The organism is Hyphococcus sp. D3-15, assembly GCF_055809375.1.
In genome coordinates, this window is record NZ_CM147910.1 from 3,349,257 (window position 1) to 3,375,654 (window position 26,398).

Annotated in this window: 17 protein-coding genes, 2 tRNA genes and 1 pseudogene; 6 read left to right on the forward strand and 14 right to left on the reverse strand. The window is 55.8% G+C overall.

From position 1 onward, the window contains the following. Positions 1 to 103 precede the first annotated feature (103 nt). The 3 genes from AC0L8G_RS16455 to AC0L8G_RS16465 all read right to left on the reverse strand — a co-directional run bounded on the left by AC0L8G_RS16455 (position 104) and on the right by AC0L8G_RS16465 (position 2,830). Positions 104 to 613: a DUF2497 domain-containing protein gene (locus tag AC0L8G_RS16455; RefSeq protein WP_473385247.1), complete on the reverse strand. Its 510-nt coding sequence runs from the start codon at positions 611 to 613 to the stop codon at positions 104 to 106. A 110-nt stretch (positions 614 to 723) separates the two neighbouring features. Continuing rightward, positions 724 to 2,061 carry a TolC family outer membrane protein gene (locus AC0L8G_RS16460; RefSeq protein ID WP_473385248.1) on the reverse strand — a complete coding sequence of 446 codons (1,338 nt, stop codon included), beginning with the start codon at positions 2,059 to 2,061 and terminating at the stop codon, positions 724 to 726. Positions 2,062 to 2,176: 115 nt separating this feature from the next. Next, entirely contained in the window at positions 2,177 to 2,830 is a 654-nt protein-coding gene (locus AC0L8G_RS16465; protein ID WP_473385249.1) for a protein-L-isoaspartate O-methyltransferase family protein, read from the reverse strand. Between the two features lie 200 nt (positions 2,831 to 3,030). Between AC0L8G_RS16465 and AC0L8G_RS16470 the strand changes: the two genes are divergently transcribed. The 6 genes and pseudogenes from AC0L8G_RS16470 (at position 3,031) to AC0L8G_RS16495 (ending at position 12,711) form a co-directional block, all read left to right on the forward strand. Then, positions 3,031 to 3,104: transfer RNA gene (locus AC0L8G_RS16470), tRNA-Cys, on the forward strand. 418 nt (positions 3,105 to 3,522) lie between these two features. Beyond that, positions 3,523 to 5,860, forward strand: a pseudogene (locus AC0L8G_RS16475) (TonB-dependent receptor). Between the two features lie 450 nt (positions 5,861 to 6,310). Next, a complete protein-coding gene (locus AC0L8G_RS16480; RefSeq protein ID WP_473385250.1) occupies positions 6,311 to 7,870 on the forward strand; it encodes an efflux transporter outer membrane subunit in 1,560 nt (519 codons plus the stop codon). Between the two features lie 9 nt (positions 7,871 to 7,879). Then, positions 7,880 to 9,085: an efflux RND transporter periplasmic adaptor subunit gene (locus tag AC0L8G_RS16485; RefSeq protein WP_473385251.1), complete on the forward strand. Its 1,206-nt coding sequence runs from the start codon at positions 7,880 to 7,882 to the stop codon at positions 9,083 to 9,085. A gap of 2 nt (positions 9,086 to 9,087) precedes the next feature. Continuing rightward, complete coding sequence (locus AC0L8G_RS16490) at positions 9,088 to 12,282, forward strand: efflux RND transporter permease subunit (protein WP_473385252.1); 3,195 nt, start codon at positions 9,088 to 9,090, stop codon at positions 12,280 to 12,282. Between the two features lie 353 nt (positions 12,283 to 12,635). Further along, positions 12,636 to 12,711, forward strand: a tRNA-Asn gene (locus AC0L8G_RS16495). 458 nt (positions 12,712 to 13,169) lie between these two features. On the opposite strand, the gene AC0L8G_RS16500 is transcribed toward AC0L8G_RS16495, so the two are convergent. From AC0L8G_RS16500 to AC0L8G_RS16550, 11 genes are all read right to left on the reverse strand, one after another. After that, the gene (locus AC0L8G_RS16500; RefSeq protein ID WP_473385253.1) at positions 13,170 to 14,168 is read right to left on the reverse strand and encodes a PfkB family carbohydrate kinase; all 999 of its coding nucleotides are present in this window, start codon (positions 14,166 to 14,168) and stop codon (positions 13,170 to 13,172) included. Positions 14,169 to 14,220: 52 nt separating this feature from the next. Next, complete coding sequence (locus AC0L8G_RS16505) at positions 14,221 to 14,985, reverse strand: bifunctional 4-hydroxy-2-oxoglutarate aldolase/2-dehydro-3-deoxy-phosphogluconate aldolase (protein ID WP_473385254.1); 765 nt, start codon at positions 14,983 to 14,985, stop codon at positions 14,221 to 14,223. Next, the gene (locus tag AC0L8G_RS16510; RefSeq protein ID WP_473385255.1) at positions 14,882 to 15,763 is read right to left on the reverse strand and encodes an NAD(P)-dependent oxidoreductase; all 882 of its coding nucleotides are present in this window, start codon (positions 15,761 to 15,763) and stop codon (positions 14,882 to 14,884) included. The genes AC0L8G_RS16505 and AC0L8G_RS16510 overlap by 104 nt, the downstream gene beginning before the upstream one ends. Positions 15,764 to 15,785: 22 nt before the next feature. Then, on the reverse strand, positions 15,786 to 17,102 hold the full coding sequence (locus AC0L8G_RS16515; RefSeq protein ID WP_473385256.1) for an MFS transporter: 1,317 nt from the start codon (positions 17,100 to 17,102) through the stop codon (positions 15,786 to 15,788). Then, positions 17,099 to 17,491 (reverse strand): cupin domain-containing protein, encoded by a 393-nt coding sequence (locus tag AC0L8G_RS16520; RefSeq protein WP_473385257.1) that lies wholly within the window; start codon positions 17,489 to 17,491, stop codon positions 17,099 to 17,101. Before AC0L8G_RS16520 ends, AC0L8G_RS16515 begins: the two co-directional genes overlap by 4 nt. 2 nt (positions 17,492 to 17,493) lie before the next feature. Further along, positions 17,494 to 19,587 (reverse strand): heparinase II/III domain-containing protein, encoded by a 2,094-nt coding sequence (locus AC0L8G_RS16525; RefSeq protein WP_473385258.1) that lies wholly within the window; start codon positions 19,585 to 19,587, stop codon positions 17,494 to 17,496. A gap of 95 nt (positions 19,588 to 19,682) precedes the next feature. Further along, a complete protein-coding gene (locus AC0L8G_RS16530; protein ID WP_473385259.1) occupies positions 19,683 to 21,950 on the reverse strand; it encodes a polysaccharide lyase 6 family protein in 2,268 nt (755 codons plus the stop codon). 154 nt (positions 21,951 to 22,104) lie between these two features. Further along, positions 22,105 to 22,509, reverse strand: coding sequence for a FadR/GntR family transcriptional regulator (locus AC0L8G_RS16535; protein WP_473385260.1), 405 nt, complete (start codon positions 22,507 to 22,509; stop codon positions 22,105 to 22,107). Then, positions 22,469 to 22,855 (reverse strand): FadR/GntR family transcriptional regulator, encoded by a 387-nt coding sequence (locus AC0L8G_RS16540; RefSeq protein ID WP_473385261.1) that lies wholly within the window; start codon positions 22,853 to 22,855, stop codon positions 22,469 to 22,471. Before AC0L8G_RS16540 ends, AC0L8G_RS16535 begins: the two co-directional genes overlap by 41 nt. 209 nt (positions 22,856 to 23,064) lie before the next feature. Next, on the reverse strand, positions 23,065 to 24,954 hold the full coding sequence (locus AC0L8G_RS16545; RefSeq protein WP_473385262.1) for a TonB-dependent receptor domain-containing protein: 1,890 nt from the start codon (positions 24,952 to 24,954) through the stop codon (positions 23,065 to 23,067). Positions 24,955 to 24,967: 13 nt separating this feature from the next. Further along, a complete protein-coding gene (locus AC0L8G_RS16550; RefSeq protein ID WP_473385263.1) occupies positions 24,968 to 26,155 on the reverse strand; it encodes a TonB-dependent receptor plug domain-containing protein in 1,188 nt (395 codons plus the stop codon). Positions 26,156 to 26,398 lie beyond the last annotated feature (243 nt).

Below are 26,398 nucleotides of genomic sequence, written 5' to 3' on the forward strand. Positions count from 1 at the left end.
CGGACTACCGATGAAATCAACAGACGATACGTCTCCGAAGCGATCGCAAAACACAAAAAAAGCCGGCCTGACGGCCGGCTCTCTGTTCAGTTGAAGGCCCGCATTAGCCGCGGCGGCGGCGCGCCACGCGCTGAACCTCTTCTTCGACCTTTTCTTCGACAATCCCCGGCAGGTTGGCGTCGAGCCAGTCCTTGACCATGGGCTTGAGCATTTCGACGACGATGTCTTCCAAAGTCCGCCCTGGCCCTTCGGAAATCCGCACCGATTGCGAGAGCGTCCGGAACGCCTGCGACGCTGCGGCGGCTGTTGTCTGGTCAATGATGTCTTCTTGAATATCATCATGCATGGGAGCCGCCATTGTTGTTTTCACCGTTTCGACGTTTTCAACCGGGCTCTGCGTTTCGGCAGGCGCAACCGGTTCTGCCGGTTTCGGCGCTGCGGACGCAGCCGCCGGGGCCGGCGCGGCCGCCTTCAAAGACAGCTCCGGCTTTGGCGCAGCAGCGGCAGCCGCCGGCGCAGCAGGTTGGGCCTGATCTTCCTCATCTTCGGAAATGATGCGGCGGATCGAGGCGAGAATCTCTTCCATACTCGGTTCAGGTTGGGCGTTTTCCATTGACCTAGGGTCCCTCTGGCGGGTCAATTCAGTAAATTCGGCATGTGCACGCTGTTCTCATACTGTTTTCAAGCGCTTCGCGGCACTTATCAAGACCCAGCGTGCCTGACTTATTCCTCATAAAGGTCGAGCGCCGTCGCCTCAAGCGCTGCGGGCGTCAGGCCGGCGGCTTCCGGCGTCAACATGCCGATCGCGGCGAGCAGCCCATAGGCGGCGGTTTGGGCGTCGCGCTGGGCGCTGACAAGGGCCACTTCCGCATTCAGCGCTTCTTGCTCGGCGTTCAGCACATCAAGCGTGGTGCGCGTTCCGACCTGCGCCTCCTGGCGGACGCCTTCCAGCGCCAGCTTGTTCGCCTCAACTGACGACGCCGCTGAAATCGTCACCGCGCGGGCTGACGTTAATTGCTCCCACGCAGAAATGGTCTGCGCCTCTACAGCGCGTTCGGCGGCGGTAAGCATGGAACGATCACTGGCATGCAGCGCCTTGGCCTCGCGCACGCGGGAAAAATTCAGGCCGCCGAGAAAAATCGGCATGGACGCCCGCGCGCCAAAGCTGAATTCCTTGCTGTTGTCCACGAAAAAACTGGGCTCCTCCGCATACTGATAACCTGCGGTAAGGGAGACCGACGGAAGAAAGGCGCCCTTTGCAATATTCACCTGACGGCGCGACACATCAGATTGCTCGCGCGCGCTAATTAGCGCCGGCGCATATTGAAACGCCACCGCCTGCGCGGATTCCAGCGTTTCCGGCAACTGCGGAAGCTCTTCCACCGGCTCAAGATCGCCCGGCAATTGACCAACCAACTGGGCGTATGCGGAACGCGCGATGGCGAGCTCCCCCTGCGCCAAAGAAAGCTGCGCACGAGCCTCAGCTAGCCGCGCCTCGGCCTGCGCCACATCGGTTCGCGTAATTTCTCCGACATCATAGCGCGCTTGCGCCATTTCCTTTTGGCGCACCAGCACGGTCACATTGCGATTGCGCAGTTCAAAAACCGCCATGTTGCGCTGTACGTTGAAATAGGCTGACGCCACATCAAACAACACTTGCTGTTCGGTAGACGCGAGTTGCGCGCCGCCAGCGCGAATGCGCGCGCCAGCCTGCTTGATGGCGTTGAAGTTCCGAAATCCCGTAAATACCGGCTGCTCGGCGGAAACTCCCGCTGTAATCGTATCGAGTTTACTTGTGGACGACCCGCCAAATGCGGATGACTGTGTTGTGTTGTCCACCTTGGAATAGGCGCTGCTGGCGGAAACCTGCGGCAATGCGCCGGCCCATGCTTGCGCTTTTGATTCTCGCACCGCGCGCAATCGCGCTCGTTCGGCGCGAATCGTCGGATTTGTCTGATAGGCGAGCGCCATGGCCTCATTCAGCGTATCCGCCGACGCGGGGGCTATCGTGCCGGCGGCGATTGCCGCCAAGGCCGTCAAAACTGTAGCTGAAACTCGCACCACATACGCTCCTTGCCGCCCGATGATCTAAATCCGCTGCGCCGGCGCAGGGATAATCTGTGCCTTTACCGGCATTCTTCAAGGCGATTCCGCAGCTTGCGGCGTAAAATTCCGGTTAAAAAACGAATGTTTTCTCCGCTGCAAAGCCCGGCAGGACGGATTTCGCCGAAGCGTCAAATTTCTCGACACAGGCGAAAGCATCAGCAGAACGTCTATACAGAACGCCTCGGGAGACGCCGTTTCTGCGCTCGATCGCCGCGAGGCGGCCACCGTCCTTCAGTTGCGCAAGCAGCGCATCGGGCCGGGTTTCAATGACCCCATCGATAAAAATCAGGTCGAACGGGCCCTGATCCGGCGCGCCTTTGGTGTTGTCCGCATGCAATACCGCAGCATTGCTGACCCCCAGGGTCGTCAGATTCTCCTGCGCGGCTGCCGCCAGCGCCTCATCGCCTTCAACCGCGACCACCATGTCCACCAGACTGGCGAGGATGGCTGTGGAATAGCCAGCGCCGGGGGCGACATTGAGACACAGATCGCCCTGGCGCGGGGCGGCGGCGTCGGCCAGCTTCGAAAAATCACGGGCGGTGATCATCGTCCGGCCCGGCGCGAAGGCCAATTCGCGCTCGACATAGGCCTGATCGCGCAGTTCAACCGGCAGAAAAGCCTCGCGCGGGACGGTTTCGAGCGCCGATTGGAGGCGTATATCGGTCACGTCATTGGTGCGCACCTGGCTATCCACCATTTTGCGCCGGGCTTCTTTGAAATCCATGGGAGGCCTCTATTCACAAGCTCTTTCCCGAGCGGCATACATCCCGCCGCGCTGGCTGGCAACGCGCCAAAAGGACCGTTCGGCAATCCGTCCCGGACGAATGGGCGATCCGGGCCAAATCAGGCTTTGACCACACCACCGCCCCGCGCTATGAGGTCGGCCCTTCCGGACCGGCGCTCACCACCGCCGGTTTGTCTTCCGGCCACGTGGCGGAGTGGTGACGCAGCGGCCTGCAAAGCCGTGTACGCCGGTTCGATTCCGGCCGTGGCCTCCATTTTCGAAGCCCCCTCTTCTTTCGATCAGCAATGCCCGGCCGGTATGCGTGGCGCAGCTTGGCTCGAAGCCGCTCAAGTTTTCGTGAGCGAGCATGCCTTGTCAGTCGAGCTAATCTGGTGATTATTTTTGTTACGCCATCGAATGGGCGGGCCTGTGACCTCAAATACACAATCCGTGAAAAACACCGCACACATATGATGGCGGCGGCATTTATCCGTATCAAGACCTTCTGATCAGTTGCCTGAGAAAACGATCAGTGATCCACTTCGCTCAGTGATCGAATGAAGAATCGATCCTGGGGCCCTTGCGGGCGGAGATTTCCACCTGAGTCCGAATAACTCCTGAGATCACGAAAGGAAACGCCTCTGACGTGGGCATATCACCCCCACTTCGGAGAATAAAATGTTGTTTCAAAAATACGTTCAGCGAGACGATCGCTGTTTTCCAACGTTTCACTGACTACGCTCACTGTTCTCTTGGCTTCTTCTCTCTCGGTCGCGCATGCACAGGACGATGCCGAGGCCGATGGCGACGAAATCGTGGTCACAGGCAGACGCGTCTCCACCGCCGGCCTGGCGATCGGCGAAGATAAACCGACAAACACCGTCGCCGTCACTCGCGAAGCGCTGCTTTCCGCGCCTGCCGGCATATCGGGTCTCAAAATGCTGGAAGGCCTGCCCGGCTTCAACGTACAGACCGATGGCGCGCTTGGTCTTTATGAATTCGGTAATTCGGTCACTGTTCGCGCCTTCAATTTCCGTCAGATCGGATTCTTGTTGGACAATATACCGATGGGCAGGCCTGACGCGTTCGGCGGCAGTCCCATTTTCCGCTATGTAGACAATGAAAACCTGCAACTCGTACGCGCATCTCCCGGCGCCGGCGACGTCTCGCTGGCCAGCGCTACCTCGCTCGGCCCCATCGTTGAATATCTGACAACCGAGCCGTCAGACGAATTCGCCGCCACCGTGTCCGTTACTTTTGGCGATGACGACCTTCAGCGCACTTTCATGAAAGTGCAGACCGGCGATCTTGACGGCTTCTCAGCTTATGTGAGCCGCTCGAAAACCGACAGCGATCTATGGCGCGGCCCCGGCACGATTGACCGCGAGCATCTGGAAGGCAAAGCGAGATACGCCTTTGATGACGACACGCAGATATCGCTGCAATTCGTCTATAATGACTTCTTCGATTACGACCTCGCCGTCCATGTCGCGGGCCCAATATGAAAGCTCGGCGGGCGACGCTCTAGGCCGCACCGGCAGAAACATCGCCTATCTCGGCGACGTGCCCGACCTCGGCGTCGGTATGGATGTGGTGTTTCAGGACAGCGGTTACACGCAATATTACATTGATCGCGTGAACCAGCGCGAAGACATACTGGTTGGCGGGACTTTCGAAACAAATCTGCTCGAAAATCTTTCAGCGAAGATCACGGGCTATTGGGAATCAAAAGACGGTTTTGGCGTTTCTCCTGACAGCTATGGCAACACCAACACGCATTATCTGGAACAGTCCGCCGTCGGACTTGCCGTCACGCCGCCGCGCGGCGTTCAATATGGCCTGTCCACGGTTGGCGGCGACCGCTACGGCGTAGTCGCCGGCGGCGTCCTTGATCTTGGCATGCACAGTTTTGAATTCGGCGGATGGTACGAGACCGAAGAGTATAACCGCGAACAATATCGAACCAACAAAGAGGGCGGCAATCCCGCCGGACGCGTGCTGCCGGACGAAGTCGCCTATTTCCGGCGCGACTACACCACGGACCGCGAGTTCATACAGGTGTATTTGAAAGACTCCGTCAGCCTGTTCGATGATCAACTGCGCTTCGAGGCCGGTTTCAAATCGTTGTTCCTTGACTATGAACTGGATGGCTATCGCGATTTTGACGACTATTCGCGCGTCGTCGGCGGCATGCCTGTTCCCGGCTATGGCCCGCAAACCGTGTCGGCTGAATTCGACGATGCGTTCCTTCCGATGGTTGGCGCCGTCTATTCGCTCTCCGACCGCGAACAGTTGTTCATGTCCTATTCACAGAACTTTTCGCTCCCCAGAGGCGCGGATGACATTTACTCCACCGTCACCACCGAACTGCCGCCGCCGATCAGCGGCGAACGGTCAACAAACTATGAGCTTGGGTTCCGTACGAACCGGCCGACATTCAACGGCGCCATCGCGCTTTACTATGTCAAATTCAAAGACCGGATCGAAGTGACCGCCGGCGAACTGCCCGGCTCGCCAGGCGCAACGCAAAGCTTTGCGCAAAATGTCGGCGCGGTTGAATCCTACGGCGTCGAATTCACCGGCAACTGGAAACCGGAATTCCTGAAAGGCTATGCCTATTTCAACGGCAACGTCACCTATAGCGTTTCTGAGTTCCAGGATGATTTCGCCGATCTGGGGCTTCCGGGCAATGACCTTCCCGACAGCCCTCACTGGCTGGTGACGGCCGGCGCAACTTTTGAACCCACCGAATGGATTGTCGCCAATCTGACGGGCCGCTTTGTGGGCAAGCGCTATGCGGATTTCGTCAACTTGCAGGAGATGGAAAGCTATGCCGTGCTCGATGGATATATCGACATCGGCGAGGGCTTTGGCGTCGGTCCGCTGAAGAATTTGAAGGCGCGCATGAACGTGACCAACATCACCGATACGGACACGCTCTCCTTCACCTTCACCACCGTGAACGGGACGGCTTTCTACCGCCCCTTGGCGCCGCGCACCTTCCAGTTCTCGATCGTCGCGGATTTCTAAAAAACCGACGGGCGTTCCACGCTTTTTGTAGCGGTGGAACGCTCAAACGCCGCTTGGCGGGCCTCCCCGGGAGGCTCGCATCGGCGGGCGTTTCCCGCCCCAGATTTTTCTCTATATTAAACAATGACTTATGCGCGGCGCGGACTCGCCGCCGCAGCGCATTTCCGCATTTGCTCGCCATGGCGCCATCCGCGCAGGGCTGGCGCAACATACTGACATTCTTTCGTTTTTATGCCCTTTGGCCCTTATTTTCCGGGCCTGAGCCCTTATTTCTTCATTAAAATTTCAAGCCCACATGTTTTCAATTGGTTAGGGATAAGACTGGGTAAACGCTGTTCGCCGCACACGCGTAACCGCCCGCCGCTTGGCGCTTGCGGTTCCGGTGAACAACCGACAAGTACTGAGCGACGACCTTCCCAGGTCAGGTTGAGAGTTTGAGGAGACGACTTCATGCGAATCGGGGGCGTAGCGTTAGCCGCATTAATGACGGCGTCATGCGCAAGCGTGGATCAGGAATTGCTTACGGCTCAATTGCCGGAAGCGCCCAATACGTGGACCGCAGATGACAGCATTGTCGATGCGCCCACCGGTGATTGGGTCGCCGCGTTTCAGGACACCGCCCTGCGCGGTCTGATCGACGAGGCGCTGGATCGCAACAACAATTTCCTCGCCGCCGCCGCCAATCTGGAGCAAGCCCGCGCGAGCGCCAAGATCACGCGCGCCAACCTGTTGCCGACGCTTGGCGCCTCGGGAAATGTCAGCCGCAACGCCATCGTCACCGATCCGACATCGGCCGCTCAAGCTGGCGGCAATACCAGCCTCAGCGGATTGCGCGCGCAAGATCTGGAAGATCAGTTCGGCGTTGACTCGAATAATGACGGCAAGCTTGACGGCCTCGACCTCGATGGTGACGGCATAGCGGAACAGGACCTTCCGGACCGTCGGCTATACATCAACAATTTTTCGCTCGGCGCTCAGATCCGCTGGGAGCTCGATGTTTGGGGGCGGCTGACTGACGAAACGCGCGCCGCCTATAAAGACGCCGCCGCCGCTTACGCCGATCTGGAAGCGGCGCGCATGTCCCTCGCCGCGCGGGTCTCTCAATCCTGGTTCGCTTTGATCGAAGCCCGGCAGCAGCGCGAACTGGCGCAACGCGACACCGATGCGCGCGAACGCAATCTGCGCGTGACCGAACGTCGGTATGAACGCGGCGTTTCATCCAGTCTTGATGTGCGTTTGTCCCGCTCAGCGCTGGGCTCCAGCCGGGCTAACCTCGCACTTCGCCAACGGCTGGAGCTTGAAGCGTCACGCACGCTTGAAGTGCTGCTCGGGCGCTATCCGGCGGCGGAACTTGAAGCGGCGGCGACGCTGCCAAACCTTCCACCGCTTGCCGGCGCCGGCGCCCCGGGTGAAATCCTCGCAAGACGGCCTGATCTTGTCGCCGCTGAGGCCCGCATGACCGCAACCGGTCTTCGCGCGCGCGCCGCCCGCAAGGAGCTCTTGCCGCAACTCACCCTGACCTCGCAGATCAGCACGTCGGGTCCGCAGATCGCTGATCTCATTGACCCTGAACGCCTCGCCGGAAACATCGTGGGCGGCCTTTTCCAACCACTGTTTCAGGGCGGCCGCCTCCTCGCAAATTCCAAACGGGCGCGCGCCGCGGCGCAAGCGTCTCTATACAACTACGCGCAGACCGTGCTGACCGCCTATCAGGAAGCTGAGAACGCAATCGCCGCTGAAACTTTGCTCGCGCTGCGCGAAGACGCCTTGCGTCTCGCCTATGAAGAAGCGGCGGCGGCGGAAGAGCTGACCGAACGTCGCTATTCCAGCGGCGCCGCCACAATTTTTAACCTGCTGGATGCTCAAACCCGCCGGATTTCGTCGGAAAGCCAGTACATCCAGGCGCAACAGCAACGCGTATCCAACCGGGTGCAGCTTTACCTCGCCATTGGCGGCGACTTCCTGACGGAAGAAAAGCTCGCGGCGCTGCAAGCGGAAATGGGAGAGTAAGTAACCGTCATGTTTCGCAAGCTGTTCACAATATTGGGCACTGTCGGCATTTTCGTGGTCTTTTTCGGACTGATCGGGCTTATGGGCGCGTTAAAGCCCAAGCCTGAACGTCAGGACCCGGTGGTTACGCCGCCGACCGTCTTCTACACCGTCGCTACAACGCAATCAGTGACGCTTGATGTCACCGCCCAGGGCGAAGTGCGCCCGCGCACCGATATTTCATTGACGGCGCAGGTTTCTGGACAAATCGTTTCGACGTCAGATGCATTCGTCAATGGCGGCGCTTTCAACAAAGGCGACACGCTGATCAAAATCGAGGACGCGCCATATCGCGCGGCGGAAGCGGCGGCGGGCGCACGGCTCGCCCAAGAGGAAGCCGAAGCGGCGCTCGCGCGCAGGGATTATGAAGAGCTTGGCCTTGAGGTAGACCCCACAGCATTGACCTTGCGCCTCCCGCAACTGGAGCAATCGAGAGCAGAATACAAAGCCGCGCAGCTCGATCTCGAGCGCACAACCATCCGCGCGCCCTTCCCCGGCCGGGTGCGCGAACGCATCGCCGGCGTCGGCCAATATGTATCGCCTGGCGCCCAGCTCGGCCGGATATTCTCAACTGATGTCGCAGAAATTCGCCTGGCGCTGACCGACAATGATCTGGCCAAGCTCGGCCTGCCGCTCGCATTTTCGGAAAGCGACGCCGTCCCCGGCCCGACCGTCAGCATGAGCGCGACAATCGCCGGCAAGCTGCATCACTGGACCGGCCGCGTTGCGCGCACGGAAGGCGCAATCGACGCCGCCACGCGTCAGGTTATCGCCATCGCCGTCGTTGACGATCCCTATGGCGAGGGCTCTGATGACGGCACGCCGCTCGCGATGGGCCTGTTTGTCGACGCGTCGATCATCGGCAAACCATATGAAAACGCAATCGTGCTGCCGCGCTCAGCTCTCTATGGACGGGACACTGTCTATACGATCAGTGAAGACGACATGCTCGTGGAGCATAAAGTGGACATCGTTTCCACGGACCGCGATACGATCACAATCGCCAGCGGCCTGAACACAGGCGATCGCGTCGTCATCTCTCCGCTGCGCGGCGCCGGCGCGGGCGCCAAGGTTTCTCCCGCTGATCCGCTCGATAACATACCCGGCGCGATCAAGTCTGATGAACCTTCACCAAGCGCCAGCGCGACCGCGCAAAACGCCACTTCGGGAGATTAGCCGTGAACGGACTGATCGCATGGTGGGCAAGGAATTCCGTAGCCGCAAACCTGTTGATGATCACCATCATCATCGCCGGCGTCATCGCATTCATGCGGCTCGAGCGCGAGGTCTTTCCGTCCGCAAGCTTCAACGGCGCCACGATCTCCGTCGCTTGGCCTGGCGCCTCGCCGCAGGAAATTGAAGAGCAAATCATTCTGCGGATCGAAGAATCCGTTTCAGATATTGACGGCGTTGAACACATCAACTCCACCGCGCGCGAAGGTGTCGGCTATGTCAATGTGGAAGGCATCGATACAGTCGACGCCACCTTCTTCCTCAATGAGATCAAGAACCGCGTTGACGGCATTTCGACCCTTCCACAAGACGCATTCCCGCCAGTTGTGCAGCAATGGCGCAACCAAATGCCAACGCAATTTATTGCGCTGTTCGGCGACATGCCTGCGCGCGACCTTTATCGCCTCGGCCGCGATCTTCGCGACGAACTGGCCCAACTTCCCAAAGGGTCGCCGCTCGTCGACACATGGGGCATCCGAAACGAGGAAGTCTCCATCGAGGTGTCTGAAGAAGCGCTGCGCCGGTTCGGCCTGACCTTTGACGATGTCTCGCGCGCGATCAAGGGATCGTCTCTCAATCTCGCCGGCGGACAAGTGCGCACGGACACGGGCAATATTCAACTCGCCACGCGCAATCTCGCTGACACTGAAGAAGAATTCGAAAACATCATCATCCGCCAGCGCGCAGATGGATCGACCATCCGCGTTCGCGATGTTGCGAATGTTGTTGACGGATTTGAAGATTCAAAATCCATCCGCGAGATGAACGGCCTGCCCGCCGTCAACCTCGCCATTCAAGCGCCAGATACGCTCAATATTGTCGAGATCTCAAACGCCGTGAATGCGTGGCTCGATGAGAAAAACGCAGAACTCGACGGCAAGGCGGAACTCTATATCTGGTTCGACTTCGCCGATCTCTATCATGGCCGGATGAACCTCGTATCGTCTAACGCGGCGGTCGGACTCGTGCTTGTCCTGATCGTGCTGCTTTTGTTTCTGCGCCCCTATGTTGCGTTCTGGGTCTCGGTAGGCATCCTCGTTTCCTTCACCGGCGCTTTCATCTTTATGCCGGTTTCAGGCGTCTCTTTGAACATGCTTTCCATGTTCGCCTTCCTGCTTGTCATCGGCGTTGTGGTTGATGACGCAATTGTGGTGGGCGAAGCCATTCACAACGAAGTCGAGGCCGGGGGCAAAGGCGTCGACGCAGCGATTCTCGCCGCCCAGCTCATGGCGAAGCCGGTTTTCTTTGCTGTTCTGACGACGATGATCGCCTTTCTGCCATGGCTGTTTATCGGCGGCGGGACATCGCAATTCACCAAACACATTTCCTATACGATCATCTTCGCCCTGTCGTTTTCTCTGGTCGAGTCATTCCTGATCTTGCCTGCGCACCTTGCGCATATGAAAAAGCAGAACAAAAATGGCGTGTATTATCGGATGCAGGGCATTTTCGCCGAAGGGCTAATGACCTTCGCCGACACGGTCTACCGGCCAATGGTCAGGTTGGCGCTGCGCTTACGCTATTTCACCGTCGCCTTCTTTATCGGCGCCTTTATGGTCGCCGTTGCGCTGATGAACCAGGGCTGGATCGCTTTCAAATTCGAACCGGAAGTCCAGGGCACATTTGTCAATCTCACGGTGCGCATGCCCGAAGGCTCGCCATGGGCGCGGACCGAGCAGGTATTCGCTGAAGTCGAGCGAGCCGCAGGCGCGCTCAAAGAAGAGCTCAACACACCCGAACTGGAGTTCGTCAAATCCGTTTACATCGGCGCCGACGAAACCGATATCGACGCCTATCTGACAATTATACCCGCCGAACAACGGCGCCTTTCAACCAAACAGGTTGCGGATATTTTCCGCAGCAAGCTCAGCGACATTCCCGACGCTGAAGAAATCACCGTCGGCTATACGCTGAACGATGGCGGCCCCTCGCTGTCATTCGGCATCGAAGCCAAAAACCTCGAAGATTTACGGCTCGGCGTGCTTGATCTGCAAAATTTCCTGCGCACGCTTCCCGGCACATATGATGTGCGCAACAATTTGCAGTCGGCGACGCCTGAGCTACAGGTGGAGTTGAAGCCGGGCGCGCACCGCTTCGGCCTGACCCTCGCCGAAGTATCCCGGCAGATCCGTCAGGCGTTTTACGGCGAAGAGGTTCAGCGCCTGCCGCGCGGCGGTCAGGATGTGCGCGTGATGGTGCGCTATCCGAAATCCGCCCGGGAATCGCTCACCTCCATTGAGTCCATGCGCGTGCGCACGCCGGACGGGCGCGAAGTACCGCTCACGGCGGTCGCCGACGCGAAATTTGCGCCAAGCTTTAAGCGTATCGAACGTCGCGACCGCGAGCGCTCCGCCCAGGTCACCGGCGAATTGCGCGATGGCGCGGACCGCGCCGAAGTCATGCGTATGTATCGCGAATTCCAGCCCGAATTCGCCGCGCGCCACCCCGGCATCAACCTCGCCCAGCGCGGTGACGCCGAAGCGCAACAGGAATTCCTGACCGGCATAATCCCTCTGTTCGTCATGGCGATTTTCGCGATGTATGCGCTGCTCGCTATCGCCTTTGGATCGTATGCTCAACCGCTGCTGATCATGTCGGCGATTCCGTTTGGCTTTATGGGGGCCACCTTCGGACACCTCATCTTCGGTCTCGACTTTGCAATGTTTTCGTTCTTTGGCGTAGCCGCCGCAGCCGGCGTCGTGATCAACGACAACCTCGTCCTGATCGACTATGTGAACCGCCTGAGAGATAGCGGCGAAGGCGCCATCTCCGCATTGGTGAAGGCAGGCGTCGGGCGTTTCCGGCCTATCCTGCTCACCTCATTGACGACTTTTGTCGGCTTGCTGCCGATCATGTTCGAGCGCTCAACCGACGCTCAGTTCCTCATGCCGACGGTTGTCTCGCTCGCCTTCGGGGTGTTCTTCGCGACCTTTGTGACCTTGCTGTTCGTCCCGGCGATGTATGCGGTCGGGGCGGATATCAAACGCTTTTACCTATGGGCGTGGACCGGCCAGAAGCAGGCCGCCGTCGGCCATGGCGCATCAGAGCATAGCGATTATGGCGAATCCCATCATGGTGGCGAGGGTCAGGCGCCAGAGCTGGGCGAGCGTCGCAATCCGCTTTGGGACCCGGCGGAATAGCCTACGACGGCCAGCCTCCCCGCCCCCTCGTTAACCTTATGTTAATATCTTGATGAGACCTTAATTAGGTCTTCTCCCGAGAAGATACCCCACCATACCCCACGACAGTGAGTACCGGCCGCGCTTCCCCCAAGCGCGGCCGTCTCGCTATTATGGCCCGCTTTTGGCGCAATCGCCCGGCGGCGGCGGGTGTCGCTCGTGCGCCCCATTTGGGTCCCGCCCTGCGGCGCTCTCATACCGCCGATTCGATGACAGTTTTTCGCGTGAGGGGGAGAGAAAAAATGCGCACTCCCCGGCAAATAGGGTATGGATTTGGCGCGGCGCAGTTGCTATACGCCGCGTTCCAAGGGCGTTCCCCGATAGCTCAGTTGGTAGAGCAGCTGACTGTTAATCAGCGGGTCACTGGTTCGAGTCCAGTTCGGGGAGCCATTATCTCATTGAAGAAAATAGATATTCCCCGCGGGCAGGCGTTCACGGGCTGGGCTGATTACAGGCGGTTTGCAGAAATCAAATGCGTGGTGTTCTCGCTAGTCGGGGGATCATCGCGCCGGCGACCGTCTCGGCGGTCTCAAATCTTGCATCCACCTTGAGTTTCGCATCGACGCGCAGCGCACAGACTGACCTATCACCGGACGACCATTGTCATGCCAACGCAGCAACTCGTCCTTTTGATACAAATATACGCGGCTGACCTTCACAGACGGCGCTAAGCCCTATTGCTTGACACAACGATAGCCGCTCGCGGCTCGGCAAATAAACCCTGGCCATATCCTGGCATGCTGACCGCTTTTAGCCCGCCTAAACTGAACTTAGAGCGAGCGTCGGCTTCTGACAGAATGCAGCCGTGTGCGAAGCGCCTGGCCGCCCGGCAATAGGCGTTCCTTAAATTACCGCTGCACCCTTCCAGAACCATCTCCTGACATCAGCTTTTCTACTTCACCCACTGTCACGCGATTGAAATCGCCAAGTATTGAATGTTTCAAACAGCTCGCCGCAACGGCGAATTCAAGCGATTGTTGACGGTCTTCATATGCGTTGAGGCCGTAAATAAAGGCAGACGCAAAACTGTCGCCCCCGCCTACCCGGTCTATGATATCTGTAATCTGATAGCGCCGGCTCAAACGAAACCCGTCCTTGTCCCGCATGCACGCTGACCAGCCGTTTTGATCGGCGCTATGGCTTTCGCGCAATGTAATCGCAATCGTGGACATTTGCGGGTAGAGCTCGAGCATTTTTTGAGAAAGCGCTTCGTATTTTGCAGTGTCTAACTCACCGCTTTCAATGTCCACATCTACCGAAACGCCCAGCGATTTTTGGCAATCTTCTTCATTAGCGATACCGACATCCACATACTTCACCAGATCGGTCATGACTTCGGGCGCTGATTTCCCATATTTCCAGAGCTTGCCACGGTAGTTGAAATCGCAGGACACTGTCACGCCGTGCGCCTTTGCCTCTTTCACACATTCAAGGCTAAGGTCCGCTGCGGACTGGCTCAAAGCCGGTGTTATGCCTGTAATGTGCAGCCATTTGGCGCCATCATAAATTTCCGACCAGTTGAAATCGCCAGGAGCACATTCGCAAATTGACGATTGCGCTCTGTCGTAAACGACCTTTGACGGCCGCTGATTGGCCCCTGTCTCCAAGAAGTAAATCCCTATACGATCGCCGGACCGCCGGATCATGGACGTATCCACACCGAACCGCCTGAGTTCCGCGATCGCCGCATGTCCAATATCATTATCGGGCAGCGCAGTCACAAATGCAGCGGGCAAGCCGTAATTGCTCAGCGCAACAGCGACATTGGCCTCACCGCCGCCGAACGTCGCCTCAAATGATGGCGATTGAAAAAAGCGTTCATGGCCCGGCGTTTTAAGGCGCAACATGATTTCGCCAAATGATAGATATTTTGCCATTTACAAGTTCTCCGTAGAATAGCTACTGCTGTGCAATGCTCGCCGCTTCTCGAGCCAGACTTGTGATTGCGGCGAAATCTCCATTTGTGATGGCCGATTGCGGCGTCAGCCAGCTGCCGCCGCAGGCCAGCACAGAAGGGATTTCCAGGAATTCGGCAAGATTATTCGCGCTAACCCCACCGGTTGGCATAAACTGCATATCGCGAAAAACCGAAGAGAACGCCTTCAGCATTTTTGTTCCCCCGGCAAGACCGGCCGGAAAGAATTTGACTGTGCGAAGGCCTAAATTCCACGCGCGTTGAAGTTCCGTCGGTGTCGCCACGCCCGGAAAGATCGGAACGCCTTGCGATTGCGCAACTTGCACCGATGCCTCATCAAGACCTGGCGAGACAATAAACTTTGCGCCCCGCGCGATGACTTCTTTGCATTGCCCTGCGCTTAAAACCGTGCCTGCGCCGATATGGGCGTCTGGAAACTTGTTCACAATGGCCTCGAGGCATTTCAACGCCTCATCAGTACGCAGAACGACCTCAAGGACGGAGAGCCCCCCCTCGATAAGCGCTTCCGAAATCCTTATCGCCGTTGCGGCATCGTCTGCCTGAACAAGCGGCACGACGCGCGTCTGCTCCAAAGTTTTGACAATCGCGTTTGTCATTTTTTGATACTCTTGAACATCGCCCGGCTTACCTCTCCAGCTTGCGGAAATAATCGAATATTTCCGGAACATTACCGTCGCCCATGCCGACGTCGAGGGCGGCCTGGAGGTTGGTCGATGTGCCTTCGGCAATCAGGGAGCGCGTATCGAGGTCCTCAACCATTTTCACGAAGTAGCCGAGATCCTTGTTTGCATTGGCGATAGAAAACCCAAGATCGCTCACGCCATCCACCGCGTAGTTTTTACAAAATTGCATGAAGGGCGAACTGGAAGGGCCCGTAGACATGATGTCGAAAAGCTGCTGGCGGTCAACGCCGGCCCGGTCGGCCACGGCGAATGCCTGGCTCATAGCGCAAACCGTCGTCATGCCCATGAAGTTGTTGATCAGTTTCGTTGTGTGCCCAGCGCCGAGCGCCCCAAGATAAAAAACATTCTCTCCGAGCACATCGAGAACCGGCTTTACCTTGTCGAAAGTTTCAGTATCGCCTGCCGCCATGATGTTGAGCAGCCCGTCCTTGGCGTGCGCGGGCGTGCGGCCAAGCGGGGCATCAATCATGCCTGCGCCTTTTTCAGCAAGCTCCGCACCGATCTTGCGCGTCGAGGCCGGGATCGACGTTCCGAAATCGATCAGGACAGAACCTTCTTTGATGCCGGCCAGAATGCCGTCATCGCCATAGGTGACTTTCTCTACAACCGCAGATGTCGTTAGTGCGAGCATCACAATGTCGCTGGCTTCGGCGAGTGCTTTTGGCGAGGCCGCTTCGGAGGCGTTACCGCGTTCAAGTACTGTCGCGACCGCGTCCTTGTTGAGGTCCATGACCACAAGCTCAAAGCCGTTCTTTTGCAAACACTCTACCATATTGCCGCCCATAAGACCGAGGCCAATGAAACCAATCACAGGTTTTGTCATATTCTCTTCCTTGTCTAACTAGTTACGCAACGTTTTCGGCGCGCGGTTTCAGAGGTTGGATATGGCCGCACAGGACCCAGACGCTGAATATTGCGGTGAGCGCCAGCGCGGCGCCGACGATAAAGACTGACGTGTAATTGGCGCCCATCGTCAGCCACGGAACAAGATAAGTGAGCCCCGCCGCCGTCAGTTTCGCCGCCATGCCGGCGAAGCCGGATAAGGTGCCGACCGTCTTGCCGCCATAGAAATCACTGGGCAGCGTTTGCACATTGCCAATGGCCGTTTGAAACCCGAACAGGATGATAAACATCAACGTCAAAGCCAGCGCAGGCGTCGCGGCGACAGCCATTGCGAGCAAAGCGGGAAGCATAATCAGACAGCCCAAGGTGATCGTAAACTTGCGGGTCTTGTTAACGTCCCAGCCGGCTTTGAGCCGATTTTGGGCGAGCAAGCCGCCGAACCATGCGCCGAACATCGCCCCGACAAAAGGAAGCCAGCCAGATGCGGCAAGCTCTTTGATGTTGAACCCGTGAACTTCAAACAAATATGTCGGTATCCAGATGATGAACAACCACCAGATTGGATCAATCGCGGCAGAGGCGATAATCACACCCCAACTTTGTTTTCGGCTCAATAGATCTCCGGTGGAAGGATTGTATCCGCCATCCAGCTTTCCATCTCCGTCCACATCCTCAATGGCCTGACCGCTCAGAATGTATTCGCGCTCGCTGTCAGTCAGCCATGAATGATATTTCGGCGGCGCCTTGACGATAATCCACCATGGAACCAGCCAAAGCAGCCCAATGACGCCCACACCGATGAATATGATTTTCCAATCAAGAAAAATCGCCAGATAGCTGATCAGCGGAATGGAAATGATCCCGCCGATTGCTGCGCCGGAATTGAAAATGCCCTGCGCCAGGGCGCGTTCCTTGATCGGGAACCATTCCGCATTCGCTTTCGTGGCGCCGGGCCAATTGCCAGCTTCCGCAACGCCAAGAATCGAACGGAAAATACTGAAGCTTAAGACACCTTGTGCAAGCGCATGCGCCGCCGTCGCCAGCGACCAGACGCCAATCGACAAAACAAATCCTAACCGTGTACCGATCCAGTCAAATATTTTCCCGAAGATCGCCTGGCCTAACGCATAAGAGAAGATAAAGGCGACCGAAATTGCGCCCAAAATCTTTTTATGCCCGTCTGGGCCCATATCGGGCCAAAGGTCGGGCGCAATATGCTGCGGCCACAGAACATTGATCGTTTGCCGGTCAATATAGTTGATGATTGTCGCCAGCGCGACAAGGCTCACCACAACCCATCTGAGGCGCCCCTTCATCATGACGAATAGCCTTTGGCCGGATCGGCAAGGAAGTCTTCGCGCACAGGCGAAAACATATCGATCAATACGCCAGCTTCTTTGCATACGGCGCCATGCATTGTTTCCGGCGCTACGTAAAAGCTGTCTCCGGCGGTGAGAGTTTTCGTCTCATCGCCAACAGTGACATCGAATTTTCCCGACACGACAAACGCCACCTGACTGTGCGGATGCTTGTGCATCTCGCCAATGGCGCCCTCTTCAAAAATTGCGCGCACGGCCATGATTTCGTCGTTGTAACCAAGAATTTGCCGCGTCAGGCCCTGCCCCACCGTCTCAACCGGCGTTTTTGCGTTCAGTATGAAAGGAAGGCTCTCGCGACTTTGTTCAATTTTTGTTTTCGGGTTTTGCACGGTTACTTCCCTCCATCGATATGCTTTTGTGAGTGGAAAATTTTGTAAGGCCCGGTCCATGAAACGTCTTGACCGCCTGCTGTTACGGTATGCGTTGCGCCAGCGGCGACATCGCCCGCAACGCCAAGACCCACGCGTTGCCCGTCTCTGGTTTCAATCAGCACATAGCGGGCTGCACCCGCTTCAAATTGAGAAACGGACTTAACATTGGAATGGCTGCCCACCGTATATTCAGCTGTCGGGTTATATTCGCCGTGCGGCTCAATGACGGAAGTGAAGGATACGCCGGCCGGTGCTCTCGTCCGATACATAAACCCAGGCTCCCGGCGCAGATTGAAATTAGGATCGTTTGCGCCGATTTCCGCAATGACGATTTTTGTGTTGTCGGGAACGGACGACGTCACAGAATAAAACCGCCGATCTAACAGCCATGTAATCTGCGTATTTCCGTCAAGAAAGTCGCTCTCGGCGACGCGCCACAGATATTGGTAGCCATTGTCAGAACCCATCGGACTGCGGGTCAGCGGATCAGCGGCGATCTCGAAATTCGTCTCAACCAGCTGGCCGTTATAGTAAAATGGAAGATCATACAGACGCGGCTTTTCCGTATGCGCATCAACCATATCGACAATGATCGGATTTGGAAACGCATCATCCTTTATCATCGCCACTGTTCGGCTGAGGGAGACGCCTTCATACGCAGTATCAATTTTTGCGCTTGTCGCCTGCAAATTGTCCGAGACGAAAAACGCGCCGACATCCGGTGCGAACTTGTTGCCGGTATCCGTGTCACCATTGAAATGACTTGTCTGGTCAACGACGAGCGCATTATGCGCGATAGTCTGCTTGGCGAAACTGTCATTCTCCGGAAGATAATGCCCGCCGAATTTCGCTTCGACATTGAGGAACCGTGCAGCGCCATAATCTCGGATAATTTCGTGTCCGGCGTCGTAGACAAGCAATCCCAGTTTATCGAAATGGCCGTGACCAAGCCCCTGAGACGTATTCTTGACGACAACCGCCAGATCATCCGGGTCTTTCGACGCGCGCAGGATATCGAGCGCGCCCGCATCGCCTTTACCCCCATCACGCAGGCGCATTGAGGCGTATTCGAACGGTTCGGCCTCGGCGCGCCCAATTGCGTCAGCCAGTTTCTTGCCGCCTTTGGTGGGGACAACTTCTCCTTGAGTCTTCGCAATCGATAGAAGGCCCGGATCGCCGGTCAGATCATACGCGATAGCGACGCCATATTGCAGCTCGGCTGTCGCAATATCCTTGTCTTTGATGGCGTCATTAATCGGGAAAAACAGTCCCCCGTAATTTTGCTGGATCGTCGCATAGATCGCTTTTTTCAGTATGCCGTCGCGATACTCGAAAATTTTCCGTTCAGGATCGTTCTTCTCAATCGCCTGGCCGAACAGGACGAACGGCATCAGGGCGTAGCGCTGATAGTATGGCCCTTCATTGTAATAGCCGTCCGGCGAAAACAGTTCATCAAGCTGTTTGAGGAAGCCATAGTCGCCGGACTTGTCGAGACCCAGCAGCGCCTTCTCGACAAGGTCTTCGTCGCCGATCACATAGCCGGTCATGCCGACGGCGGCATTGGCCCAGGTCCCGTGATTATGAACTTTGTTGAACGTCTCTGGCGAGCCTTCCGAAAGAAATGCCGTCAGTTCACGCAAAAGATCGGTTTCGATTTTTTCCCGCGACTGTAAAGACAGACCATCCCTGATGCTGTCATAGCCCTGGATAGCGTAAACCAGCCACCAGCTTTCATTCAGATTTTGCCAGAACAGCCGCCCGGGCGATTGTTCTTTTTGTTCAGGGTGCAGCGGCAGCCCCGGATACATATCTGCATAGGCAAGCAGCAATTTTTCGGCGTGCTGAGCATAGCGTTCATCGCCAGTAAACTCGTATAGTTTCCCGGCCTCATAGATCGCCTTGGCGTTGCTTTTGTGTTGCTCATGCGTATAGCCGCCGCCCGCGTCTTTTGGTTCGGGCACGACAATCGGCTCATCAATCTGAGCGTCAATCTTTGTCGCCAATGCGCTAATGGTTGCAGTAAAATCGATCGATTGATCTGTCGCCGCATGCATGGAGACGGCTTCTTCATGTGAATCCGGTTGCGTTGATCGTTCGCATGACGAAGCCGTCAGGGCCACGCCGCAAAGGGATATCAGGACGGCGCGCTTCACTGGCTTTTCACCTTGTTGTGTTCAATCACCGCTGTCGGCTCAAGCCCGCTATTTAGCTCGTAAACCTTTGGTAAGCCCATATTGACGAATGTATTGTCGATAACGCGCGTTTTCGGCTCGCCAACCGTATGATTGATGAGAAAGGGCTCGCTGTCTTTAAACGTATTGCCGGAAATATTCGTCACTTGAACGCCGTGAAGATGAATAGAGGCTTTTGACTTGTTCCGTTTTCCTCCCCCGACATTCGTGAAAGTAGAGCCGGTAAGCTCAAAATGCGGACCGAAAGTGCTTTCGTCGGTGCCGCCGCGATAGAAATCGACCACCGCGCCTTCGATATTTTCAAATTTTGAGTTCGTGATGGCCAGATATTCGGCGTTATAGATGCCGTAATCGTCGCTTTCCTTGTCCAGCCTCAAAACCGCACCTGTTATATCCTTGAAGCTGGAATCCTGGATCAGAATATTGTCGGCGAATGTGCCTTTGGATGCGGAGATGACATTGAAAGAATGGTTGACATCGAGATCTTTGAAACGAACATCGATGATTTCCAGCCGGTAGTTTTCCAACATGGAATAGGGGCTGGTTCGGATGACGGCGTTGCCCGCATTATCCGGCGCATTTTCACCGGAGATATTGACGCCTGACAGCCGGAGACTGCCGCCGTCGAGAATTTCAAACAGAGTTGAGCGCTCAAAGGTGATGTTGACTTCACCCTTCCCTTTGATGGTAAGCGGCTTGTCAATCTTAAGAAACTTCGCAACGACATAGTCGCCCGGCGTTAATATGATCGTATCGCCCGGCGCCGCTTCACTGACGGCGGTGACTAATTCATTCGCTTCCGGCGACACCTTTACATTTTGGCCGGAACCAAATTCTACAATGGGCTCCGACTTCGGATACCAGGCTACGCCCGTTTCTTCTTTTCTTGTCACTTCAAGATTGCGGGGCGCCCCTGCGCCAAGATCGCCCGCCGGATACAACAATCCATTATCAGCACGCGCAAGCTTGAATTTCTCACGGCGAAACCCTTGCGCGAAATCCGGCGGATCCATAGCGCCAATGACATTCCCGGCAAACATGATGCCTGACACGTCATCGTAGACCGTAAAGATGTTTTTGGCGCCGGCATGAAAGAGGAGGTTTTCAACAAATTCACTGTCAACGGGAACAGCGCTGCGCTCCGCATCGCTTCCCGCCGCCAGTTGAATGTTATCGCTGTTGATGATGCTGTTATTCGTGATCTTCGCATCTTTCACCTGATGATAGCGGTTTATCGGCGAGTTCGGCACACCGTTCATCACCACGAGTGCACCGCCAAAGCGCGTGCCCTTCAGGCCTTCCATGTAGTTGTTGCGAATTGTTTGCCCCGCATTGATGACGCGAATGCCGCCTGTGTGATCAGCGCCTTCGCCAAAGAAAACATTTCCTTCAACAAGGTTGCCGTTTCCGTGGCGCATGGTCAGCGTGCCGCGAGACTTATAAAATGTGTTGTTCCGGAAAATATTCTTGCCAGATTTGTTGGAAATGATTTCCAGCTCGCCGTCGGCGCGATCGAAGTAATTGTTTTCAACAACTGTAAAAGAATCGCTCAGCGAATAATGGCTTGTGCCGATCCGCAACGTCTCCCCGCCATTTGATCCTAAAACCTGGCGCGGCCCGAAATAATTATGGTCAATACGGTGATGGTTTTCCTGGCTTTGATTCGTATTCAACCGAACGGCCATGGTCACGCCCTTATTGCGCTTTCCGGCAATGTGGTTGTGATCGAAGCGGTTGTTCTTCCCATACATCATTACCCAGAAATCGACTTCCTGGCGTTCGGGTTGGTTGAAATTGTCGATGACGACTTCAGTGACGCGGGAGTTGTTAGCAAGATTATTCGCGTCGACGCGGAAAGAAATCACTTCGCTTGTGGGCGTGTAGCCGTCTTTAAACACCAGACCGGAAACTTCGAGATATTCTCCGGCCAGCCGTAAATTCGACTGCCCGGTCAGGATCACCTTTCCCGGCGTTTGCGCGGTCAGGGATATAGGCGAGCCCTCAGCCCCGTGACCTTTGAAAACGATTTCAAAATCTCGCCAGACCCCGTCTGCGAGAACCAGCGTATCGCCGGGCTTCAGACCCTCGGCCGCCTCTTTGTATGCGTCCTGATTTTCAACCAGAAAGGTTTCCGCCAGCGCAGAGCTTGTTCCAAGCAATAACGCCGTCACGCCAGCGCCGACGGGCCAATGGATGCGCAGGGATGATCCAAATCCACCGGCCATGCTTCCTCCCTTGTTGTTCCAGGCGCCGCTAGTGCGGCTCTTTTATGAAACAATAAGGGAAAAATCAGAATTGGACAAGTTTATTAACAGTCCAATTTTCAAAAGTGGTAAAATTATTTGGTATGCAGATCAGAGATAACCCAGACCAGCACTCTTAGAGAGCCGCCGCCCCGTTGAGGAACCGCTCACGGCTCTCCTGAGTCCTGCGCCGGGCTTCTTCGATTGCCTGCGCTTCCGTTGCGCTCAACATCGCTTCGATGATGCATTTGAAATGCGTGCGCATAGCCTTGCGCGCCCGCTCCGGGTCGCGCTTTCGCAGCGCGGTCGCAATATCCCTATGCTCCTTGAGCCGCTTCTCCGAATCTATCTCACAAATGGAATCATAAGCCTGTTTGACTTCGGGCTTCCCGTTGCGGATGCGCCATAGCCGCTCAACGGTTTCAACCATGGCGTTGTTCTTTGTGGCACGGGCGATCAAAAGGTGAAATTCCCGGTCCGCATCAGCCTCAAGAGGCGCGTCAGGCTCCGAGATCTGACGCCATCCGATCAACGATTTCATCAAGCTTATCAAGCTCTTCATCAGTGATTGCCGCCGCAGCCAAAGCCGCCGCTTCCGATTCAATAGCTGAGCGCGCCTCTGTAAGCTCGAAAGCGCCGACATCCGGCATGGCGCTTACATCTTCGGTGGAGTTGCGCAACACATAGACCCCTGAACCGACACGAATATCCAGCATGCCGACCGCCTCAAGCGCAATTTGCGCTTCGCGGATGGTCACCCGGCTCACCCCCATCTCCTCCGCCAGATCGCGCTCGCCAGGAAGCCGGCTCCCCGGCGGATAGACGCCCTTGCGAACGAGCTCTTTAATGCGCTCCGCTACTGAGTGATAAAGCCGTTTTTCAGCCATTCTCTACACATCCGTCCATTCGGCGAATACCGCCGCACCTGCGGAAATTATATCAATTTCACATACCAATTTCCAGTTGAATTTCTATGAACGCGGGGCTTATTTCGCGCAAAGAAAAGCCCGCCTACTGTCGGGAGGAACAGCAAGCGGGCCGGAGGAAAGGTCAATCCGTATCCTTACGCAAGGACTGACCGATACTCGAATGCGATCTAGTATGTGAAGCGAGCCCCAAAGATGATTCTTCGATCGGTGATGCCTTCGTAGCATAGCAACGCTTTGTTATTCACACAGAATACATTTTGACTGGATTCAGTCAGATTGACCGCATCTATGTTGAGCGTGATCTGATCAGTAACGTCATAACTTACGCTGCCGTTCAGCTGCCCTCTAGCCTCAACGACACCTCTGAAGCCGAGTGGATCAAATACGCTACCGGTACCCGGCAGATCATCAGTTCTAAACGAACTACGCCATGTGTAACGCATACGGGCTGACAGCCCATACTTTTCGTAGAATGCCGTCACGTTATAAGCGTGATTGGAAAGGTTCAACAGGGTGGCGGTTTCACGCTGAACAGGATTTACGGCAGGGTCAAATCCTTGCGCCTCAAAAATCGCCTGAGCACGGCTGCCTGCAATATCAGTGAAACCGGAATTGTTATTCTCGTCTTGGTAAGTGTAATTCGCAAGGACACCAAAACCGGAAGCCCAGCCAAGTCTGTCTTCCCAACTTCCCAGGTTATACTGGAAAGCGACTTCGACACCTTGTTGCGTGGTTGTGTTGTCGGAATTGAATGGGAACTGATTTCCAACACAGACGCCGACCTCGCCATTACCGAAAATACCGGCTTCCGTGCCCGTAGAAAAAATACCGCCGCCTTCGCAAACAGGACCAACCGTATCACGCGTGTTGGGCGCAATAACACCCGCGTCGCCCGGCCCGCCTGGCTCGTCAACGGTCGTTCCGAACAGCCCATTACGTTCTTTGCGGAACAACCCCACACTGATGACTGCTTCAGGCGCGAAATACCATGACGCAGATACGTCAAAGGCAGTAATTTCTTCCGGCCGCAAATCAGGATTGCCAGCCACAGAATTACCGTTGACTCCGCCAGCATCCGGGAAGGATCGCGCAGATGATATATTGGCAAAGCCGGGGCGATTAATTTCTCTGGCGTAAGACGCACGCAGGACAATGCTATCTGTTGCATCCAGAGAGAGGTTCACGCGCGGCAAAAAGTGGTCGTATTTGCTATCAACCGTCGTCAAGACGGGACCACCAATGTCTATCACATTGGCCGTCGACGCAATGGATGTCCTGACATAGCGAAGACCCGCATTGCCGCGGAACCTTCCACTTTCAAAGTTCACCTGACCGTAAAAAGCATTTGTCTTTTCCTGGATATCAAAGAACGCGCTATCCTCTGACATTAACCCGGAGGTGAAGATTGGCGAGAGGCCCTGGGCCATAGCGGCGGCATTGATCGCGTTTACCGTCTCTTCCGGATTTGCAGCAATGTTTGGGTTTACGTGCAATAAATCCCGAACGAACAAATCGCTATTTGTACCGTCTCCAAAGTTATCAGGAATCGCGGTGAGGAGTTGCGAAATAGCACCAGCATTCAAACTGTTCGCTAATGAGCCGGAACCGCTCGTTGACGCTGACCTGTTGTCTCTAAGGGTCGTGCGATTACTGTAACGATAGCCAACATCAACTGAACTAATGAAGGGTATGCTGGAGTCAGTAAGATCGTAGGAGGTGTCCAGGCGAAATGCATTTTCCACATTTTCCTGAATATCTCCGCTGTAGTTCGGACTGCCATCAAACACATAGTTATTTGGATCCAGCAACTGGTCTACAGTTGGCGCGAATGGGTCATCAAAATTGATAGCGAAGGAGTTTCCTTGGCTGAAGTCGAAAATAATCGGGACGCCGTTTTCGTCTCTCGTGGTTATTCCCGAGTTCGGATTGATAAAGTTAAGCGTTATTTCCAGGGCTGGATTGACTGTGTCCGCCGACACTCGGGAGTATTCGGCGGCTACGCTTAGCCGGCCCGCTTCCCATTCGGCCCCACCAATAAGAACATCGCTATTAGTCAACCGCGAACTGTTGTCACTGGACCCCCGCAGGAATGGCGCTCCCCGCAGAATCAAAAGGTTCTGTCCCTTGAAACGGCGTAAAAGTACCGGCTGTGACGGCTAGAATGCTGCCAAGATCTTGACCGATCGCGTCGAGCCCTAAATCGAATGTTTCAAAATCTGTGAAGTTAATATTGGTGTCTCTGGTGAGAGGATCCCCAGCGCCGGGCTGTCCGTCGCCATTCAGCCGGCTAACGTTGGAAAACTGCGCTCTGGAGCCTGCTCTTCGACGGGTTTGGTCTGTATAAATATAATCGGCGTAAAGCTTCAGATTGGCAGTCGGCTTATACTCTACGGAGCCCGCCAGGTTGAACGTTTCAAAATCTTCTGTCCTTTGAACCTGATTCAAGAACTGAATGCCAAGAAAATGAGTGGCTCCGGTTGGGCACGAGCTTGGCGTGTCGACAGCCGGACATGTCGTCAAATTATCGAGATCAAGACGTGGACGGAAAGAAGTATTGCTTGATTGGGTGTAGCTGCCGCTCAAAACAACACCAAATTCTTGTCCGGAGTCAGCCTCCCATTTTTTACCAACCGCCCCTGAAAATCTTGGCTGCAAGCCTTCAGTCGAAAGGCTGCTATTTTCCGCTTGCGCTTGGACGCTGAAGAGAGTCTCCTTCAAGTCCAGCGGGCGAATGGTTCTCAGATTAATCGTGCCGCCGACTGATCCTTCAATCGTTTTCGCTTCGGGCGCTTTGATAACTTCAACACCCGCAATGATGGATGGATTTAGATCCTCAAAGTTAATACCCGTACGTCCATTTCCGGCGCCAACGGATGAGACGCCGTTGATTTCGAGTCGGTTGCTCCCCGTACCCCGGATTTGAACACCCGTACCCACGCCCTCCTCACGGGTAATCTGGACACCTGTGATGTTCTCCAGAACCTCCGCGAGGTTTTGATCTGGAAGCTTACCGATATCTTCCGCGAGAATGACCTCTTTAAGGCTCGGCGCCTCACGTTTTTCATCGAGCGCGTTCGCGAGTGATGCACGAATCCCCTGAACGACAATAACGTCCTCGGCTTCGTCATCCTGCGCCCAGGCCGTCCCAGAAGGCAGCAAAAGCACTTGAGCAATCGCCGATGAAAGAAGCAATGCTTTGAAATTGCTGGTGGTTTTATTTGAACCACTGAAAATAGTGTTGGTCTGCTTGAGTTTCATGTGACCCCTCCCATGGCGTCGATTGTTGTTATTGCCAGCACCATCGACCAATAAACCTCAATCTGTCAACATATGACTCATGCCATTTGGCATATATTGGTATGTGTTTTTGGTATGTTATTTCGCGGCGCATGCCGTCGGTTTTCATTTGGATAATAATCTTAAGGGGTTGGCGGGCTTGAACCGCCACTGTGTTCCATCCGCAACGTAAGTTCGGATTCTCCGGGCTTTCGAGGGGCGCAT